The sequence below is a fragment of the Streptomyces mutabilis genome (genome assembly GCF_046628145.1).
Classification (GTDB): domain Bacteria; phylum Actinomycetota; class Actinomycetes; order Streptomycetales; family Streptomycetaceae; genus Streptomyces; species Streptomyces mutabilis.
Genome location: NZ_CP176874.1, coordinates 1024484 through 1042331 on the forward strand (window position 1 = coordinate 1024484; position 17848 = coordinate 1042331).

Consider the following 17848-nt stretch of genomic DNA (forward strand, 5'->3'; position numbering starts at 1 on the left):
CTGTGGAGAACGCCTCACGGCCGGCGTGACGGCAGTCACACGGCCTCGCCCAGCGCGGCGATCACGTCCGCCTTGCGGGGCTGCCCGACCCCGCGCCGTACGACACGGCCGCCGGCGTCGAGGACCAGCACGGTCGGGGTCTTGAGCACACCGAGAGCGCGGACCAGTTCCAGGCGGGCCTCGGCGTCGATCTCGACGTGGGCGACACCGGGGACCATGCGGGCCACCTCGCCGAGGACCCGCCGGGTGGCACGGCAGGGGGCACAGAAGGCGCTGGAGAACTGCACGAGCGTGGCGCGCGCGCCCAGGTCCACGCCCAGGTCGGCCGCGACGAGCCGCCGGCCGGGCACGCCGTCTCGCGGGTCGGCCGCCCCTCCTCGCGGGTCGGCCGCTCCGCCTCGGGGGTCGGCCGCTCCGCCTCGGGGGTCGGGCCCGCCGGGCCGCGGGCCGGGAGAGGGGTCGAGACTCCTGCCGTCGTCCTGCCCGTGCACCCGCGTCCTCGCTCCGCCGCCAAACGCGGCACTCATGGGCACGCTCACGCGTGCCACCGATCCGTCCGTCACCGTTTCAGCACTCACGGGCCGACGGAGATTCCCGGTCCACCGTCGCGTTCCGGCCACACGACGGCCCGTGACGTGATGAGAATCTCGCCACGGACGGGCACCAAGGCTGGTACACCGGCCGTTCTTGGGGCACGATCTGCGACAAGCCGTAAACCTACGGCTGCGTAACTTTCGACTGGGAGCCCACTTCCCAGGCCGACAAGGAAGGGTTCGACCCGCCCATGGCAGAACTCGTCTACCGCCCGGCGATCGGTCTCGCCCGCACCCTGTTCAAGGTGTGGGATCTCAAGATCGACTGCCAGGGATCGGAGAACATCCCGCGCTCGGGCGGCGCCGTGCTGGTGAGCAACCACATCAGCTACCTGGACTTCATCTTCGACGGCCTGGCGGCGCTGCCGCAGAAGCGGCTCGTGCGGTTCATGGCGAAGGAGTCGGTGTTCCGGCACCGGGTCTCGGGGCCGCTGATGCGCGGCATGAAGCACATCCCGGTCGACCGCAAGCAGGGCGAGGCCGCGTACGCGCACGCCCTGGACTCGCTGCGGTCCGGTGAGATCGTCGGGGTCTTCCCGGAGGCCACGATCTCCGAGTCGTTCACGCTGAAGAGCTTCAAGTCGGGCGCCGCGCGGCTGGCGCAGGAGGCCGGCGTCCCGCTGGTCCCGATGGCCGTGTGGGGTACGCAGCGGCTGTGGACCAAGGGGCACCCGCGCAACTTCAAGCGCAGCCACATTCCGATCACGATCCGGGTCGGCGAGGCGATCGAGGCCTCCCGTGAGCAGTACGCCGGCGCCATCACCCGCCGGCTGCGCGAGCGGGTGCAGGAGCTGCTGGAGGCTGCCCAGCGTGCCTACCCGGTCCGCCCGAGGAACGCGGAAGACACCTGGTGGATGCCGGCCCACCTCGGCGGCACCGCCCCCACACCGGAGCAGGTGCGCACCGCCGAGGCGCACTGATCCGGCGCTTCAGAGCGCGGCCGGGAGCGTCGCCCACAGGTGCGGCCGGTCGGCGGCCGCCTTCAGCACCTCCAGCACGGCCGGATGCGGCGCGGCGTACAGCTCCGGGTAGTCGGCCTCGCCCGCCTCGTGGTCCGGCGTGAAGGCCAGCCGCTCCCGCCCCAGGGAGAACTGCGCGTCCACGCCGGGCTTGTTGCCGCGCGGGTCCTGCCGGTGCCACGCCCCGTCGAACCGTACGGCGACCAGCCCGTGCACCACGTCGAAGCGCTGATAGCACAGGGCCGTCGGGATGTCCTCGGCCCGCAGCAGCGCGGTCAGCGCGTGGGCCTTGGCGTAGCAGATGCCGGTGCGCTGCTCCAGGACGTCGGAGGCCCGCCAGGTGACGCGCGGATCACCGGAGTCCTGCGAGTGCGGGATGGTGTCGCGTACGAATTCGAAGGCCAGCCGCGCATAGGCATACGAGTCCTGCGCCTCCTTGGCGAGCCTTGCGGCTACTTCCCGCACGCGCGGATGGTCGTGATCGATTGCTTCGTCGACCGCAAGATAGGCGGACAGGTCGGGGTCCTTCTGGATCAGCTCCATGCCCGCAGAGCATAGGAACGCGGTCACCCGACAGTCAATGACTTTTCAGGTGACCGCATACCTATGCAGCGCGTGGGCTGTTCCCGCTAGCGCGCCATCTCCTCCTTGAGGGCGGCGACGAACGCGTCGACGTCGTCCTCGGTGGTGTCGAAGGCGCACATCCAGCGCACGTCACCGGCCGCCTCGTCCCAGAAGTAGAAGCGGAACCGCTTCTGCAGGCGCTCGCTCACCTCGTGCGGCAGCCGGGCGAAGACGGCGTTGGCCTGCACCGGGTAGAGGATCTCCACGCCGTGCACGGCGCGCACGCCCTCGGCCAGGCGCTGGGCCATCTCGTTGGAGTGCCGGGCGTTGCGCAGCCACAGGTCCTTGGCGAGCAGCGCCTCCAGCTGCACCGACACGAAACGCATCTTCGAGGCGAGCTGCATGGACAGCTTGCGCAGGTGCTTCATGTGGCGCACGGCGTCCTGGTTCAGGACCACGACCGCCTCGCCGAACAGGGCACCGTTCTTGGTGCCGCCGAGGGAGAGGAGGTCCACGCCGACCGCGTTGGTGAACGTCCGCATGGGCACGTCCAGGGAGGCGGCGGCGTTGGCTATCCGGGAGCCGTCCAGGTGGACCTTCATGCCGTGCGCGTGGGCGTGCTCGCAGATGGCGCGGATCTCGTCGGGCGTGTAGAGGGTGCCGAGCTCCGTGCTCTGGGTGATCGAGACGACCTGCGGCATCGCGCGGTGCTCGTCGTCCCAGCCGTACGCCTGCCGGTCGATCAGGTCCGGCGTGAGCTTGCCGTCCGGGGTGGGCACGGTGAGCAGCTTCAGGCCGCCCATGCGCTCCGGGGCCCCGCCCTCGTCGACGTTGATGTGCGCGCTCTCGGCGCAGATCACCGCGCCCCAGCGGTCGGTGACCGCCTGGAGCGCGACGACGTTGGCGCCGGTGCCGTTGAAGACCGGGAACGCCTCGGCGCCCGAGCCGAAGTGGCTGCGGATCACCCGCTGGAGGTTCTCGGTGTACTCGTCCTCGCCGTACGCGACCTGGTGCCCGCCGTTGGCCAGGGCCAGGGCGGCGAGCACCTCGGGGTGCGCGCCGGCGTAGTTGTCACTGGCGAAACCGCGGGCCTCGGGGTCGTGGTGGCGACGCGCGTCGGTCTTCGGGGGGTTCACGGCTTCTCGGTCAGCCACAGACGGTTTCCGTTCACTTCCGCGGCGGGCTTCTCCCAGACTCCGGCGACCGCCTCGGCCAGGTCCTTGACGTCCGTGAAGCCCGCGAACTTCGCGTTGGGGCGCTCGGCGCGCATCGCGTCGTGCACCAACGCCTTGACCACCAGGATCGCAGCCGCCGACGTCGGCCCCTGCTCGCCCCCCGCCTTGCGGAAGTAGTCCGCCATGGCCAGCGTCCACGCCTCGGAGGCGGCCTTGGCCGCCGAGTAGGCGGCGTTGCCCGCGGTGGGCTTGGACGCGCCGGCGGCGCTGATCAGGACGTAGCGGCCGCGGTCGCTGCGCTGGAGCGCCTCGTGGAAGGCGAGGGAGGTGTGCTGCACGGTGCGGATCAGCAGCTTCTCCAGGAGGTCCCAGTCGCCCAGGTCGGTCTTGGTGAAGGTCTGGCTGCCGCGCCAGCCGCCGACGAGGTGGACCAGGCCGTCGACCCGGCCGTAGTCCTTCTCGATGCGGTCGGCCCAGGCGCGGGTGGAGTCGAGGTCGAGCAGGTCGACCTTCTCTCCGGTGACGGTGGCGCCGCCGTGGGCGTAGCGCGCCGCGTCGACCGCCTCCGCCAGCCGCTCGGGGTCGTTGTCCGAGCCGACGACCGTCGCGCCCGCCTCGGCGAGCCGCAGCAGCGCGGCCCGTCCGGCGGGTCCGCCCGCCCCTGCCACCGCGATCACCGCGCCGTCGAGCGCCCCGTTCCCCATGGTCCTCGCCTCCCGAGCCTGTTGCCGTGCCTGTTCCTGCCCGCCGGTGCCGTCGTTCACGCGGCGGCCCGCTCGGCGTCGTCCGCCGAGGCCGTGATGCCCTTGGTGGAAGCGATCACGTTCTTCAGCTTCTTGGACAGAGCCTCATAGAACATGCTCAGCGGAAACTCGTCCGGGAGCACGTCGTCGACGAGTTTGCGCGGCGGCAGGGTCAGGTCCAGGGCGTCGGGGCCCTTGGCCCACTTCGAGCCCGGGTGCGGGGCGAGGTAGGTGGAGACCAGTTCGTAGCCGGCGAACCAGTGGACGAGCTTGGGGCGGTCGATGCCGTCCCGGTAGAGCGTCTCGATGTCGGCGCACAGCTGGTTGGTGACCTGCGGGGCGCGCTGCCAGTCGATGAAGAGCTTGTTGTCGGTCCAGCGCACGACGTCGTGCTTGTGCAGGTACGCGAAGAGGAGCTGTCCGCCCAGGCCGTCGTAGTTGCGCACGCGCTCGCCGGTGACCGGGAAGCGGAACATCCGGTCGAAGAGGACCGCGTACTGCACGTCGCGCGCCTGCGGGACGCCGTCGGCCTCAAGCTTCACGGCCTCCTTGAAGGCGGTGAGGTCGCAGCGCAGCTCCTCCAGGCCGTACATCCAGAACGGCTGGCGCTGCTTGATCATGAACGGATCGAAGGGCAGGTCGCCGTGGCTGTGGGTGCGGTCGTGGACCATGTCCCACAGGACGAAGGCCTCTTCGCAGCGCTTCTGGTCGTGGACCATCGCGGCGACGTCCTCGGGCAGTTCCAGGCCCAGGATGCCGACGGCGGCGTCGGTGACGCGGCGGAAGCGGGCGGCCTCGCGGTCGCAGAAGATGCCGCCCCAGGAGAAGCGCTCCGGGGCCTCACGCACGGCGATGGTCTCCGGGAAGAGGACGGCGGAGTTGGTGTCGTAGCCGGCCGTGAAGTCCTCGAAGGTGATGCCGCAGAAGAGCGGGTTGTCGTAGCGGGTGCGCTCCAGCTCGGCCAGCCAGTCGGGCCAGACCATGCGCAGGACGACCGCCTCGAGGTTGCGGTCCGGATTGCCGTTCTGCGTGTACATCGGGAAGACGACCAGGTGCTGGAGGCCGTCCGCGCGGTTCGCGGCGGGCTGGAAGGCCAGCAGCGAGTCCAGGAAGTCGGGCACCTGGAAGCCGCCGTCGGCCCAGCGGCCGAGGTCCTTCACCAGCGCCTCGTGGTAGGCGCGGTCGTGCGGGAGCAGCGGGGACAGCTCCTCGACGGCATCGGCGACACGGCGTACGGCGTCCTCGGCGACGGCCCGCTCCGGGGCGCCCTCGGCGTCGAAGTCGATCGAGCCGTCCTTGGACTGCCAGGGCCGGATGCGCTCCACGGCATCCTTGAGCACGGGCCACGCCGGGTGCTCGACCACCCTGCTCACCGGAGGAACCTTCTCCTCCGCACCCACCCGCACAAGAATTTCCGTCATGTCCCATCCTCCACTGGAGAAGCTTGCGTCAGGACACCGTAGACATACGAGGTTTCCCCCTTCAAGGGGAGTCTCCGTAAATTATCCTGCCGTACCCCACGCTTCACCGCACTTTTTCCTGTGGGACGCCGGATTCCGGATACCCAGCGCGGCCGAGGGGAAACGGTCCCGCAGGGCCGTTAGGCTGCGCCCTGCCATCGCCGCCGTCTACGGAAGCGAGTCGAGCCTTGAACTTCCTCACCATCGGTCACCGCGGAGCGATGGGTGTCGAACCCGAGAACACCCTGCGTTCCTTCGTCGCCGCCGAGCAGGCCGGCCTCGACGTCGTCGAACTGGACCTGCACCTGAGCAAGGACGGTGCGCTCGTCGTCATGCACGACGCGGACGTGGACCGCACCACGGACGGCACGGGCGCGATCGCCGACAAGACCCTGGAGGAGCTGCGGTCGCTGGACGCCGGCCGCGGGGAGCGGATCCCGGTCTTCGAGGAGGTCCTGGACGCGATCTCGGCGCCGTTGCAGGCCGAGATCAAGGACGTGGCGGCCGCGCGCACGCTCGCCGAGGTGATGCTGCGGCGGGACCTGGTGGACCGGGTGGAGGTCATCTCGTTCCACGACGAGGCGATCGTCGAGATCGCGCGGCTGGTGCCGGGGGTGCGGACCGCGCTGGTCGCGCAGTACTACGGTCCCGAGGTCGTGGACCGGGCCGTGGCGGCCGGCGCCGGGGCCCTGTGCCTGGACATCAACCGGATCACACTGGAGATCGTAGAGAAGGCCCGCAAGGCGGGCCTCAGGGTCTTCTCCTGGACCGTGAACACCCAGGACCAGCTGCGCCTGGTGCGCGCCCTGGGTCTCGACGGCGCGACGACCGACCTCCCCGAGATCAAGCGCACCGGCCGGTTCACGGCCTGAGCGGCCGGATCCGCTCCACGGCCTGGGCGGCCAGGTCCGCCGCACGGTCCGAGCGGCCGGGCGCGCGTCACACCAGCGGCTTGACCAGCAGCTCGAACTGCAGGTCGTCCCGCTGCGGAATGCCGAAGCGCTCGTCGCCGTACGGGAACGGGCTCATCTCTCCCGTACGGCGGTAACCGCGGCGCTCGTACCAGGCGATGAGGTCCTCGCGCACGGAGATCACGGTCATGTGCATCTCCGTGACGTCCCACGCCTTACGGGCCCGCCGCTCCGCCTCCGCGATGATCGTCTTGCCCAGACCCGCGCCCTGGAGCGCCGGGCTGACGGCGAACATCCCGAAGTAGGCGTGCGCACCGCGGTGCTCGAGCTGGCAGCAGGCCACGACGACGCCGTCCCGCGCGACCGTCAGCAGGCGGCTGTCCGGCGACTTGATCACCTCCAGGACGCCCTCCGGGTCCGTGCGCTGTCCCTGGAGGATGTCCGCCTCGGTGGTCCACCCGGCCCGGCTGGAGTCGCCCCGGTACGCGGACTCTATGAGCGCCACGAGCTCGTCCACGTCGGCGTCGGTGGCGTCGCGGTAGGTCAGTCGGCCGGTGGTGGTGTCCATGGGGGGCGTCTCCGGTTCGTGCTCGGGCGCGGCGGGGGCACCGAAGAGAGTAACGCTGCCGCTAACCTCGGTCCGCATGGTGCATGTACTCAGCAGCCGGACCCTGCTCCGTCCCACCGACCCCGACCGCTCCCGGGCCTTCTACGGCGAACAGCTCGGCCTGGCCGTCCACCGGGAGTTCGGCACCGGGCCGGAGCGGGGGACCGTGTACTTCCTCGGCGGCGGTTTCCTGGAGGTCTCCGGCCGGGCCGAGGCTCCCCTGACACCGGCCCTCAAGCTGTGGCTCCAGGTCGAGAACGCCGCCGCGGCCCACGAGGAACTGCGCGCGAAGGGCGTCGACATCGTGCGGCCGCCAGTGCAGGAGCCGTGGGGGCTGGTGGAGATGTGGATCGCCGACCCGGACGGCACACAGATCGTGCTGGTGGAGGTGCCGGCGGACCATCCGCTGCGCTACCGGCCGGGAATCTGAGCCACCGGAGCGGTACCGGCGGCCACCGGGGCGGTGCCGCCGGATGGCCGCGGTCCGGGCCCGGCCTTAGCGTGCTGGAGGGGGACGGAGGTCCCGGCCGAGCGGAAGGACTCCCACGCGATGAAGCTCCACGAACCGGTGCCCGGCGGTCCCTGCTGGGCCGAGCTGGGGACCAACGACCTGGAAGCGGCGAAGCGGTTCTACACCAAGCTGTTCGGCTGGCGCCCCGAGACGGACTCCCGGCAGCAGGCGGGCGGCTACACGATCGCCCGTCTCGGCGAGGCGGCGGTCGCCGCCCTGACGCCGCTCTACCAGCAGGCGCAGCCGGTCGCCTGGAACGTGTCCTTCGCGGTCCGTGACGCGGACGCCGCCGTGCGGCAGGTGACGGCGGCCGGCGGGTCGGCCCTGCAGGGACCCACGGACGTCTTCGACTCCGGCCGGTTCGCGGTGGCCGCCGATCCGGGCGGCGCGGTGTTCCAGCTGTGGCAGGGGCGGTCGTTCCCGGGCGCCGGCCTGTTCAACGCGCCCGGCGCGCTCGGCTGGGTGGAGCTGCTGACCCGGGAGCCGGACCGTGCCGCCGACTTCTACACCACGGTGTTCGGCTGGAGCGTGACCGCGTCGGACCGCTACCCGCAGTGGGGGATCGACGGCGCGGACTTCGGCGGCATGGTGACGATGGACGACAAGTTCCCGCACGAGGTGCCGGCCCACTGGCTGCCGTACTTCGCCGTGGCGGACGTGGACACCGCCGCCGTCGACACGACCGACAGCGACGGCACCGTGCTCATGGAGCCCACCTCGCCCCCCGACGGGCCGCGCATCGCGGTGCTGCGGGATCCCCAGGGGGCGATGTTCGGCGTGTACCGCGCGGGCGACGAGCGCTGACGTCACGGCTGCCGGGAGGGCTCAGCGGTACGGCTCGCACCGCCTGCGGTCCCGGAGGGAGCCTCAGATGCGCAGTGCCTGCGGACGGCTCTCGAGCCGGGCCAGCAGCGCCCCCAGGAGCGCCGCCAGCTCTTCCTGGTCGGGTCCGTCGACGCCGGACAGGACGGCGGACTCGTAGGAGAGCTGTTCGGGCAGGATGCCGTCGACGAGGTCGCGGCCGGCGTCCGTGAGGCGGACGTGGGCGACCCTGCGGTCGCGGGTGTCGCCGCGCCGCTCCACCAGTCCGCGTTCGGTGAGCTGCTTGAGGCGTTTGGTGACCGCGGCGCCCGAGGAGAAGGTCTCGCGGGCCAGATCGCCCGGGGTGAGCTCGTGTCCGGTGCGGCGCAGGGCGCCGAGCAGGTCGAACTCGGCGCGGCTGAGGCCGGCCCGGCGCAGGGGGGCGTCCTCGGCCTGCTGGAGGAGGGCGGCGCAGCGGTTGATGCGGCCGATGATCTCCATCGGCCCGGTGTCGAGGTCGGGGTGCACGGCCTGCCACTGCCGTACGACCGCGGCGACGGTGTCCCCGCCCGGCCGGCCCCTCGCGTCGCTCCTGGTCGCCGATCCCCCGTCGGTTGCGGTCATGGCCGTACGTCCTCCGTTCTCGTGCCCGTTTCCCGGTGCGGACGCGCTGCCTGGCGTCGGACCGTTGCGGCGAGCGTACGGTGTCCGGACTGCTCGGCGAGCACGACCCTCTCCTGGGGCAGCGCGCGCCCCCACCATTCTCCGGCCGCGGCGTCGACAGTGGCCCGCAGGTCGGTGAGCGCGGCGGCCAGGCCCCGGCGGGCGGCCTCCAGGGCGCCGGGGGCGGGGTCGGGCTCCGCCAGGAGGCGGGCGGCGTGCTCCCGGGCACGGTCGGCCGCGGTCACCGCCTGCCCGACACGGCTCCCGGCACGCCGGTTGGTGACGGCCACGGCGGCCAGGAAGCCGACCAGGGCGCCGACGAGGGTGTCGACCACGCGCTCGGTGATCAGCTCGCCGGGCTGCTGGTAGCCGGCGAATTCGGTGATGAGCAGTGCCATGGGGGTCACGCAGACGCTGCCGAGCCAGTAGTTGCGGGTGATGAGCGCCTCGGCGCCGAAGTTGAGGGCGAGGCAGAACAGGACCAGGAGGGCCTGTCCGAGGTGGGCGAGCGGGGCGATGGCGGCGAACAGCAGCACCCCGGCGATGTTGCCCACGACGCGCTGGACGGCCCGGCTCCAGGTCAGGGTCATGTTGGCCTGGTAGAGGGCGGCCGCGGTGACCAGCGCCCAGTACGGGCGGCCGATGCCGAGGGCGAGGGAGGCGTAGCCGGCCAGGGCGCAGCCGAGGGCGGTGCGCAGGGCGATCGGGCCCAGGGGGCCCAGCCGCCGCCACAGGGGCGCGGACGGCGCGGCGAGTTCGGTGTCCACGCCGAGGAGTTCGTCGGCGGCGGCCGGGGTGGCGCCGGTGCGCGGGATCCGGCCGGTGCCGCGCAGGGCGCGGGCCCAGTCGCGCAGCCGCTCCGGGTCCGTGTCGGCGGGGGCGGCGAGCGCGACCTCGGCTCGGACGACGAGGTGTTCCAGTGCGCGCCGGGTGGTGGCGCGGGTGCCCGTCGCCGGGAGGGCCAGCAGTGCCTGCCAGGCGGCCTGCACGGCGGCGTACCCGGCGGCGCGCGCCGCCGTGTGGCCGTCGCCGGCGCCGCGGGTGTCGGCGTAGGCGGCTGCGGCGTTCAGTGCCTGGGCGGTCGCCCGGCGTTCCGGGCCGTGCGGGCGGACGACGGCGGGTGCCATGCCGACGATCCAGGCCCAGGCGCCCGCGGCGGCGCCCAGGGCGAGGTGACCGGGGATCTGCCCGAAGGTCTGCGGGACGAACAGGGCGGCGGAGCTGATGAAGGTCAGGACCACGTTGCCCGGCGGGCCGACGCGGGTGGCGTCGCACAGGGCCTTCTGGACGGCGGCCAGCAGGGCGCCGACGGTGACCAGGACGACGGCGTTGCGGGTGAGCGAGGCGGTGACCAGGGAGACGGCGACGCCACCGAGCATGCCGAGCACCACCCAGGCCAGCACGCGGGCCCGGGCGGCGTAGGGGCGGTTGTGCGCGTAGAGGGCGCACAGGGATCCGGCCATGGTGTACATCGCCAGGTCGAGGCGGCCGAGCGCCAGCAGGATCAGGTTGGGCGGGGCGACCGCGGCGACCGAACTCAGTGCGGGCTTGAACCAGATCTCGGAGGGACGGCGCAGGCGCAGCACGCCGGTCAGGGACAGGCGGCGGCCGAGTGAGGTGCCGGGGGTGGGGGTCGCACTGCTCATGAGAAAAAGCTTAACAGGTGTTTTACCTGTAAATAAACTCTCCGGTGTCGGCGGCACCGGCACGACCAGCGGCGATCCGCCGCGCTCCCCCGAATACCCCCCGTGTACATCCTTGCGCTCGCGTGCGCACCGCACGGCCCGGGCAGTCCTTGACCGACCGTCGGGCATCGGCCGTCGAACCGCGAGCGGGGGAGGCACCTGTGCACGGACCGGCGTCGTCCGGGTGGCTGCTGGTCGCGCTCTGCGCGGCGACCGGCGCGTACTGCCTGCTGCGGATGCGCAGCGGCGTCGAGGAGCAGCGCCGTGCCGCCGGCGGCGAGGCGCTCATGGGCTTCGGCATGGCCGCCATGGCCGTGCCCGCGGCGGTGTTCACCCCGCCTTCCTGGGCGTGGCCCGCCTACGCGGTGGTGTTCGGCGCCGCCGGGCTGCGCGCCCTGTGGGCGGCCCGGTCGGGACGTCATCACCTGCACCATCTGGTCGGGGACGCGGCCATGGTCTACATGGCGCTGGTGATGGCCGGCTCCCCCGCCCACGCCCACGGCCGGTCCGGAGTTCCGCTGCTCACCGGGGTGCTGCTGCTCTACTTCGCCGGGTACGTGCTGCTGGCCGGCGTACGGCTGCTGCCGGTGGCCGTCGCGGCCGGGGGCGGTGCGGCGGTCGGGAGCGGCTCGGAAGGCGGGGGAGGCGCGACGGACGGCTGGGGCGACCGGCCGGAGCTGGCGCGGGCGTGCCGGCTCTCCATGGGCATCGCGATGCTGGCCATGCTGCTGACCATGTGACGTCCGGCGACCGCGCCCGGCACGCGACCGTTGCCTGCGTCACTTCGCGCCGAGGGCCGCGCCGCTGCCGGTACGGCGCTCATAGGCTGCCCCCATGATTCTCCCCGCGGCACTGCTGCTGCTCGGCGCCCTGACCGCCGTCCTCGCCCCGAGGCTGCTCGCCCGCGCCGACTGGCCGGACCGCGAACCGGTGGTCGCCCTGTGGGTGTGGCAGTGCGTGGTGGCCGCCGTGCTCGTGTGCTGCGCCCTGTCGATGACGCTCAGCGCGGCGGCGGCCTGGCACGCGGTGGGCGGTCACGTCTTCGCGACGGCGCCGCGTCCGGTGGTGGAGGCGTACGCGCTCGGCACGTCCGGGCTCTGGGCGGACACGACCGCGGTCACGCTGGCCTGCGGCGGGTTGTGGAGCGCCGCGATGCTGGCCCGTGAGGTCGTGCGGGCCCGGACGCGGCGTCGGCTGCGCCGCGCCGAACTGCTGCACCGTGTTCCGCTGTTGCCGGGCGAGACGCCCGGCCCGGACCGGCTCGTCGTCCTGGAGGGCGAACGGCCGGGGGCCTGGTGGCTGCCCGGTACTCCCCCGCAGTTGGTCGTCACCACCGCCGCCCTGCGCCGCCTCAAGGGCCGTCAGCTCGACGCGGTGCTCGCCCACGAGAAGGGGCACGCCCGGGCGCGGCACGACTGGCTGCTGCACTGCTCGGCCGCCCTGGCCGACGGCTTCCCTCAGGTTCCGGTCTTCGCCGCGTTCCGCGACGAGATGCACCGCCTGGTGGAACTCGCCGCCGACGACGCGGCCTCCCGCCGCTTCGGCCGGCTGACGACCGCGCTGGCACTGGTCGAACTCAACGAGGACCGAGGCGTGTTCGGCCCCTGCCCGGCGGCGCAGGCCCAGGTCCCGCAGCGCGTGCACCGGCTGCTCACCCCGCCGAACCGGCTGTCCGCGGCCCGTCGGCTGCGGCTGACGGCGGCGGCCGCGCTGGTGCCGGTGGTGCCCGTGCTGGTGGCGTTCGTACCGGGGTTGCGGGCGCTGGGGTAGGCGGTGCCTCGCCCTGCGGCAGGTCCGAACGACACCGCCGGGTTCCCGCGGGCGGCCCCTCGCCGCTCCCGCATCGCGGAAACCGGCCCGGGATTGGCCCCGGACCGCCCGGGTCGGCGAGTATCGCAGCATGCAGACGCCCTCGGTCGACTCCCCGCCCAGTCCCCCGCAGCCGCGCACCGCTCTCCGCGTCACCTGGCTGCTGACCGCGTGCTCAGCGCTGCTGCTCGCCCTGGTGGCCCTCGAATGGCGCCCACTGATCGGCCTGGACGACGACATCGCCGACACGACGCACCGCTGGGCGGTCGAAGAGGCCGGCATCACGCACGCGATGCGGATCCTCACCGACTGGGTGTGGGACACCTGGACGATGCGGCTGCTGTGCGCGGTGGTGGTTCTGTGGCTGTGGTTGCGGCGCGGCGACCGGTGGACGGCCGTGTGGCTGGGGGCGACGTGCCTGCTGGGGAGCCTCCTGCAACAGGCCCTGAAGGCGGCCGTGGACCGCGCCCGCCCCGTCTGGCCCGACCCCGTGGACTCCGCGCACTACGCGGCCTTCCCCTCGGGCCACGCCATGACCGCCACCTTCGTCTGCGGCCTGCTCGTATGGCTGCTCCACCACTACGACGCCCCCCGCGGCGTGCGCGTGAGCGCCCTGGCGGTGGCGGTGGTCTCCGTGGCCGGCGTCGGCGTGACCCGGGTGTGGCTCGGCGTCCACTGGGCCACGGACGTGGTCGGCGGCTGGCTCCTGGGCACCCTGGTGGTCGCTGTCGCGGCCCTCGTGCACGGGCGTCGGCACCCCTGAGGACGCCAGGGCCCGGCCGCGGGGTGGAACGTCGGCTCGTAGCATCCGCACATGACTGCCGTCCTGTTCGACTTCTCGGGGACCCTCTTCCGCGTCGAGTCCACCGACGCCTGGCTGGGCGGGGCGCTCGCGGACACCGGGACAACCCTGTCCGGACCCGACCTCGCCGCGACGGCCCGCGCGCTGGAGGAGGCCGGGGCGCTGCCGGGCGGAACGCCCCCGGCGCGGATACCGGAGGAACTCGCCGGCGTCTGGGAGGTCCGGGACGAGAGCGTCCGGCTGCACCGGGCCGCGTACACCGGACTGTCCCGGCAGGTACGGCTTCCGGACCCGGGACTGCACGACGTGCTCTACGACCGGCACATGACACCGGACGCCTGGAGCCCCTACCCGGACGCCGCCGAGGTGCTGAGCACGCTGGGCGAGCGGGGAGTCGCGGTCGGGGTGGTCAGCAACATCGGCTGGGACCTCCGCCCGGTCTTCCGCGCGCACGGCCTGGACCGGTACGTCGACGCCTACGTCCTGTCGTACGAGCACGGCATCCGGAAACCCGACCCGCGCCTGTTCGCGACCGCCTGCGCGACGCTCGGGTCCGAGCCGGACCGGACGCTGATGGTCGGCGACGACCGGCGGGCGGACGGCGGTGCGGCGGCCCTCGGCTGCGCGGTGCACTTCGTGGACCCGCTGCCGGTGTCCCAGCGGGCGTCGGGGCTGCGGCCGGTGCTGGACCTGGTGCGCTGACCGGCGCCGACGCGCCCGGCCTCGCACTCGACCATTCCCGTAGCCCGAGGCAACCACCGATGGTGTCCGCCCGCCTCGGACGATCCCCCGTGTCGCCCGAGGCAGACGGAGCCGGAGCGGACCCGCGCAGGGGCCCGTCCGCCTGCGCCGAGTATAGTTGGCTGCCAGCCAGTCAACGCAGGAGTACAGGATGTCCCCGCGCAGCGCCTCGGTCAATGAAGAGTTGCGGAGGCGTTCGAAGGAGCGGCTCCTGCAGGCCGCGGTGGAGCTGGTGGGTGAGCAGGGGTACGACGCCACCACGCTGGGTGCCATCGCCGACCGGGCCGGCTCGGCCCGCGGTCTGATCTCGTACTACTTCCCCGGCAAGCGCCAGCTCGTGCAGTCCGCCGTGCACCGGCTGATGCACCGCACGCTGGAGGAGGCGCTGGAGCGCGAGCCGCGCACCGCCGGGGGCCCGGAGCGGATGGCGCGGGCCATCGACGCGATCCTGGGTCTCGCCAGGGACCGGCCGGTGCTCATGCGCCAGCACATGGCGGGCCTGCTCCAGGCCGAGGTGGGCTTCGTCCCGTGCCCGGAGCAGCGGCGGCTGGCGGAACTCCTGCGGGACACCGTGGCCCGGCACGGCTCGCGGGACGTCGACCGGGACTACCCGATGCTGCGCGCGCTGCTGATGGGAGCCGTGTTCGCCGCCCTGCTGCCCGGAGCGCCGATGCCCGTGCCGGTGCTGCGCGCCGAGTTGTTCAAGCGCTACCGGCTGGGGTGGGAGCTGGGTGTCCCGCCGGACGCCGAGGCGCCCGGCGGGACGACGTGCGACACGGACCTGTCGCGGTTCTTCGCGACCGGTGTGCCCGGCCGGCCGGTCCCGACGGACGCGGCCGGCCGGCCGGTTCAGTCGAAGTAGTCCGGCTGCGTCTGCGTGTTGAGCTCACGCAGGTGGACCCGCTCGGCCGGGTCGGTGCGCCGGTCGCTGAGCTTGAGGACGTCGAAGCCCTTGGCCATGTCGTTCGAGTAGATGTAACCGTTGTAGTAGTACGCCGACCAGGAGCCGCCCGAGGACATGGTCTCCGTGCTCAGCGGGCCGCGCTCGAAGTAGGCGATCTCCTTCGGACGCTTCGAGTCGGTGAACTCCCAGACGGAGACACCGCCCTGGTACCAGGCCTGGACCATGATGTCGCGGCCCTTGACCGGGATCAGCGAGCCGTTGTGGGCCACGCAGTTCTCGGTGTCCGCCTGGTGGCGGGGGATCTTGAAGTAGCTGCGGAAGACCAGCTCGCGGTGGTCGCCCCGGCCCACGATGTCGTAGATGCCGTCGGCGCCGCGGTTCGGGCCGACCTCCGCGTTGCAGGTGGCGGCACCGCCGCCGCCCAGCTCGTCGGTGAAGACGACCTTGTTCGCCTTCTGGTTGAAGGTCGCCGAGTGCCAGAAGGCGAAGTTGACGTTGTCCTGGACCCGGTCGATCACCTTGGGACGCTCGGGGTCCTTGATGGAGAACAGGATGCCGTCACCCATGCAGGCGCCCGCCGCGAGGTCCTTCGAGGGCAGGACGGTGATGTCGTGGCAGCCGGTGGTCTTGGAGACGCCCGGGTTGGTCGGCCCGCCCGGGTTGCCGCCGCCGTCGGGTCCCTCACCGGGGAACAGCACCGGGAAGCCCACGACGGCCGCCCGCTCGGGCGCCTTGCGCGGCACCTTGATGACGGAGATGCCGTCGTGCGGCGGCTGGCAGTCCGGGTACGCGGCGTTCGGCGAGTACGAGGAGACGTAGATGTAGACGTTCTTGCGCTCGGGCACCAGCGTGTGGGTGTGGGAGCCGCAGGCCGTCTCGACGGCGGCGACGTACCTCGGGTTCCGCTTGTCGCTGATGTCGAAGACCTTCATGCCCTCCCAGGAGGACTTCTCCGTCGCGGGCTGCGTGGTGCTGTTGCAACTGCTGTCGCTGCGCGAGGAGTCGGTCGACAGGAACAGCAGGTCGCCGGAGACGGAGATGTCGTTCTGCGAGCCGGGACACAGCACCTGGGCCACGGTCTTCGGCTTCTTCGGGTTGCTGATGTCGAAGATGCGGAAGCCGTCGTAGTTGCCGGCGAAGGCGTATCGGCCCTGGAAGGCCAGGTCCGAGTTGGTGCCGGGCAGCGCGTCCTTGGGGATGTTGGCCAGGTGCTCGATGTTGTCGGAGTGGACCACCTGGTCCACGCCGGGTATCTCGCCGTCCTCGATGGCCTCGCGCGCTTCGGCGCGCTCGCTCTTGGACACCTCCTTCGACTTCGCCGGGCCGTCCCCCGGGTCGGGGGTCGCCACGGCCGGACCGGCCGTGAGCAGCGCGGACAGCAGACCGGCGGCGGCCGCCGCAACTCCCAGGCGTCTGCGCCGCGTTCGCGGGTCGCTCAACAGGATCACTGTTTCCTCCCTACGTCCGTTCCGACGGAACGGTTCACGCACCCCGCAGTATCGTCTTCGCCATGCTCATACCAACAGGGGGCAACAGGCTCGCAATGAAGTTTTTTGATCAGTGACACGCGGAAGCGTGCTAAGACGGTCATCGCACTGACGAGGTGCTCCGCCTCACCAGGTGCTCCGCGTCCCTCCCCGAGGAGGGCAATCCAGCCACAGGAGGACGTTGTGCCCTTCCGTCCCGCGTCGACCCGCGCGTCGCTCGTCACGGCCGCCCTGACGGCACTGGCCGTGCTCGGGCTCGGGGCCTGCGACTCCGACCCGGACGGCGGGAAGGCGGACGCGGCCGGTCCCTCGGTGATCGCTCCGGGCGGACCGGGCGAGGACAATCGGACCCTGTCCGCCGAGGAGGCCGAGAAGCACCGTGCCGACGACGACTCCCCCAACTCCGCGGACGTCTCCTACGCGCGGATGATGATCCAGCACCACGCCCAGGCCCTGGAGATGACCGAACTGGTGCCGGAGCAGGCCGAGTCGGGGCAGGTCAAGAAGCTCGCCGAAAGGATCTCCGCGGCCCAGGGACCGGAGATCCAGGCGATGAGGGGCTGGCTGAAGACCCACGGCGAGAAGGAGACCGGCGACGGCCACGCCCACGACCACGCCGCGATGCCCGGGATGGCGACCGAGGCCCAGCTGGAGAAGCTGCGCAAGGCACGGGGCAAGGCCTTCGACCAGCTCTTCCTGACGCTGATGATCACGCATCACGAAGGCGCGATCAGCATGGCCACGGACGTGAAGTCGCAGGGCAACAACGTGCAGGTCGAGGAGATGGCCGACGACGTGGTGGCCCAGCAGACGAGCGAGATCTCGCGGATGCGCAGGATGCTGTGACGGCCCGTCGGCGACCGGGTCAGCGGCGCGCGCGGCGCGGGGTCAGAAAGCCGTCGTCGCGCGCCTGACCGATCAGCCTGAGCGACCTGCGCCGGCCGTGCCCGGTCGCGCGCATCACCGCGAGGACCGGGTCGCCGCCCGCCTCCCGGGCCGCCCGGTACTCCCGCGCGACGAGTCGGCGCCCCTCCCGGCCGCCCGGCCAGGCGGGACGGGCCCGCCGCGAGGCGGCCGGTGCGGCACCGGCCGGTGCGCAGGCGTCGAAGAGCGGGTGCTCCAGCCACTCGGCGAGCACGGACAGGTCGTCGAGGGACAGCGGCGGCCGGGCCCGTACGTCCTCGACCCGCACGCCGTGACGGGACAGCACGGCGAGCGCCTCCAGCCGGGCGCCGTCGGCGAAGGACAGCCGGACGTCGAACCACGAGGCGGCGTCGGAACCCTCGCGCACCACCCAGGTCTGCCGCACGGACATCTCACCGTCGTCCGGACACCGATCGGAAAGCTGAAGAGAGCGGTCAACGAAGGGTTCGTCGAGCATAAACCGAACGTAACCGCATGATCACATTCCATACGAACAGAACACGCGCGGA

General features: G+C 72.3%; 20 protein-coding genes. 10 read left to right on the forward strand and 10 right to left on the reverse strand.

Going from position 1 to position 17848, the window contains the following annotated elements; genetic code table 11:
- Positions 1–35 precede the first annotated feature (35 nt).
- A complete protein-coding gene (locus ACLIN4_RS04275; protein WP_411576732.1) occupies positions 36–350 on the reverse strand; it encodes a thioredoxin family protein in 315 nt (104 codons plus the stop codon).
- Positions 351–784: 434 nt separating this feature from the next.
- On the opposite strand from ACLIN4_RS04275, the gene ACLIN4_RS04280 reads away from it, so the two are divergent.
- Positions 785–1513, forward strand: a complete 729-nt coding sequence (locus ACLIN4_RS04280) for a lysophospholipid acyltransferase family protein (protein WP_107479406.1) — start codon at positions 785–787, stop codon at positions 1511–1513.
- Between the two features lie 9 nt (positions 1514–1522).
- Here the strand turns inward: ACLIN4_RS04280 and ACLIN4_RS04285 are convergent, their stop codons facing one another.
- The 4 genes from ACLIN4_RS04285 to ACLIN4_RS04300 all read right to left on the reverse strand — a co-directional run bounded on the left by ACLIN4_RS04285 (position 1523) and on the right by ACLIN4_RS04300 (position 5455).
- On the reverse strand, positions 1523–2095 hold the full coding sequence (locus ACLIN4_RS04285) for a transglutaminase-like domain-containing protein (protein ID WP_179342647.1): 573 nt from the start codon (positions 2093–2095) through the stop codon (positions 1523–1525).
- Between the two features lie 86 nt (positions 2096–2181).
- Complete coding sequence (locus ACLIN4_RS04290; protein ID WP_107479404.1) at positions 2182–3252, reverse strand: threonine aldolase family protein; 1071 nt, start codon at positions 3250–3252, stop codon at positions 2182–2184.
- Entirely contained in the window at positions 3249–3995 is a 747-nt protein-coding gene (locus tag ACLIN4_RS04295; RefSeq protein WP_100049481.1) for an SDR family NAD(P)-dependent oxidoreductase, read from the reverse strand. The genes ACLIN4_RS04290 and ACLIN4_RS04295 overlap by 4 nt, the downstream gene beginning before the upstream one ends.
- Positions 3996–4051: 56 nt before the next feature.
- Entirely contained in the window at positions 4052–5455 is a 1404-nt protein-coding gene (locus tag ACLIN4_RS04300; RefSeq protein ID WP_381939850.1) for a DUF6421 family protein, read from the reverse strand.
- Between the two features lie 227 nt (positions 5456–5682).
- Here ACLIN4_RS04300 and ACLIN4_RS04305 point away from each other — a divergent pair, with 227 nt between their 5' ends.
- Positions 5683–6366, forward strand: a complete 684-nt coding sequence (locus ACLIN4_RS04305; RefSeq protein ID WP_107479402.1) for a glycerophosphodiester phosphodiesterase — start codon at positions 5683–5685, stop codon at positions 6364–6366.
- 67 nt (positions 6367–6433) lie between these two features.
- Here the strand turns inward: ACLIN4_RS04305 and ACLIN4_RS04310 are convergent, their stop codons facing one another.
- Complete coding sequence (locus tag ACLIN4_RS04310; protein ID WP_411575509.1) at positions 6434–6973, reverse strand: GNAT family N-acetyltransferase; 540 nt, start codon at positions 6971–6973, stop codon at positions 6434–6436.
- A gap of 76 nt (positions 6974–7049) precedes the next feature.
- On the opposite strand from ACLIN4_RS04310, the gene ACLIN4_RS04315 reads away from it, so the two are divergent.
- Positions 7050–7442 carry a VOC family protein gene (locus tag ACLIN4_RS04315; RefSeq protein ID WP_107479401.1) on the forward strand — a complete coding sequence of 131 codons (393 nt, stop codon included), beginning with the start codon at positions 7050–7052 and terminating at the stop codon, positions 7440–7442.
- A 120-nt stretch (positions 7443–7562) separates the two neighbouring features.
- A complete protein-coding gene (locus ACLIN4_RS04320; RefSeq protein ID WP_179342646.1) occupies positions 7563–8327 on the forward strand; it encodes a VOC family protein in 765 nt (254 codons plus the stop codon).
- Positions 8328–8390: 63 nt separating this feature from the next.
- Here ACLIN4_RS04320 and ACLIN4_RS04325 read toward each other — a convergent pair whose 3' ends face one another.
- On the reverse strand, positions 8391–8948 hold the full coding sequence (locus ACLIN4_RS04325) for a MarR family winged helix-turn-helix transcriptional regulator (RefSeq protein WP_411575510.1): 558 nt from the start codon (positions 8946–8948) through the stop codon (positions 8391–8393).
- The gene (locus tag ACLIN4_RS04330; protein WP_411575511.1) at positions 8945–10633 is read right to left on the reverse strand and encodes an FUSC family protein; all 1689 of its coding nucleotides are present in this window, start codon (positions 10631–10633) and stop codon (positions 8945–8947) included. The genes ACLIN4_RS04325 and ACLIN4_RS04330 overlap by 4 nt, the downstream gene beginning before the upstream one ends.
- 200 nt (positions 10634–10833) lie before the next feature.
- Here ACLIN4_RS04330 and ACLIN4_RS04335 point away from each other — a divergent pair, with 200 nt between their 5' ends.
- The 5 genes from ACLIN4_RS04335 (at position 10834) to ACLIN4_RS04355 (ending at position 14886) form a co-directional block, all read left to right on the forward strand.
- Positions 10834–11412: a DUF5134 domain-containing protein gene (locus ACLIN4_RS04335; RefSeq protein ID WP_289907725.1), complete on the forward strand. Its 579-nt coding sequence runs from the start codon at positions 10834–10836 to the stop codon at positions 11410–11412.
- Between the two features lie 94 nt (positions 11413–11506).
- On the forward strand, positions 11507–12442 hold the full coding sequence (locus tag ACLIN4_RS04340) for a M56 family metallopeptidase (protein WP_381912231.1): 936 nt from the start codon (positions 11507–11509) through the stop codon (positions 12440–12442).
- Between the two features lie 130 nt (positions 12443–12572).
- Positions 12573–13244 carry a phosphatase PAP2 family protein gene (locus tag ACLIN4_RS04345; RefSeq protein WP_107478015.1) on the forward strand — a complete coding sequence of 224 codons (672 nt, stop codon included), beginning with the start codon at positions 12573–12575 and terminating at the stop codon, positions 13242–13244.
- 51 nt (positions 13245–13295) lie between these two features.
- Positions 13296–13985 (forward strand): HAD family hydrolase, encoded by a 690-nt coding sequence (locus tag ACLIN4_RS04350; RefSeq protein ID WP_411575512.1) that lies wholly within the window; start codon positions 13296–13298, stop codon positions 13983–13985.
- Positions 13986–14175: 190 nt separating this feature from the next.
- Entirely contained in the window at positions 14176–14886 is a 711-nt protein-coding gene (locus ACLIN4_RS04355; RefSeq protein ID WP_107478017.1) for a TetR/AcrR family transcriptional regulator, read from the forward strand.
- Here the strand turns inward: ACLIN4_RS04355 and ACLIN4_RS04360 are convergent.
- A complete protein-coding gene (locus ACLIN4_RS04360; protein WP_107478018.1) occupies positions 14874–16376 on the reverse strand; it encodes an LVIVD repeat-containing protein in 1503 nt (500 codons plus the stop codon). The genes ACLIN4_RS04355 and ACLIN4_RS04360 overlap by 13 nt on opposite strands.
- Before the next feature lie 222 nt (positions 16377–16598).
- Here ACLIN4_RS04360 and ACLIN4_RS04365 point away from each other — a divergent pair, with 222 nt between their 5' ends.
- Positions 16599–17261: a DUF305 domain-containing protein gene (locus ACLIN4_RS04365; protein WP_107478019.1), complete on the forward strand. Its 663-nt coding sequence runs from the start codon at positions 16599–16601 to the stop codon at positions 17259–17261.
- A gap of 19 nt (positions 17262–17280) precedes the next feature.
- On the opposite strand, the gene ACLIN4_RS04370 is transcribed toward ACLIN4_RS04365, so the two are convergent.
- Positions 17281–17730 carry a DUF6214 family protein gene (locus tag ACLIN4_RS04370; RefSeq protein ID WP_100047964.1) on the reverse strand — a complete coding sequence of 150 codons (450 nt, stop codon included), beginning with the start codon at positions 17728–17730 and terminating at the stop codon, positions 17281–17283.
- Positions 17731–17848 lie beyond the last annotated feature (118 nt).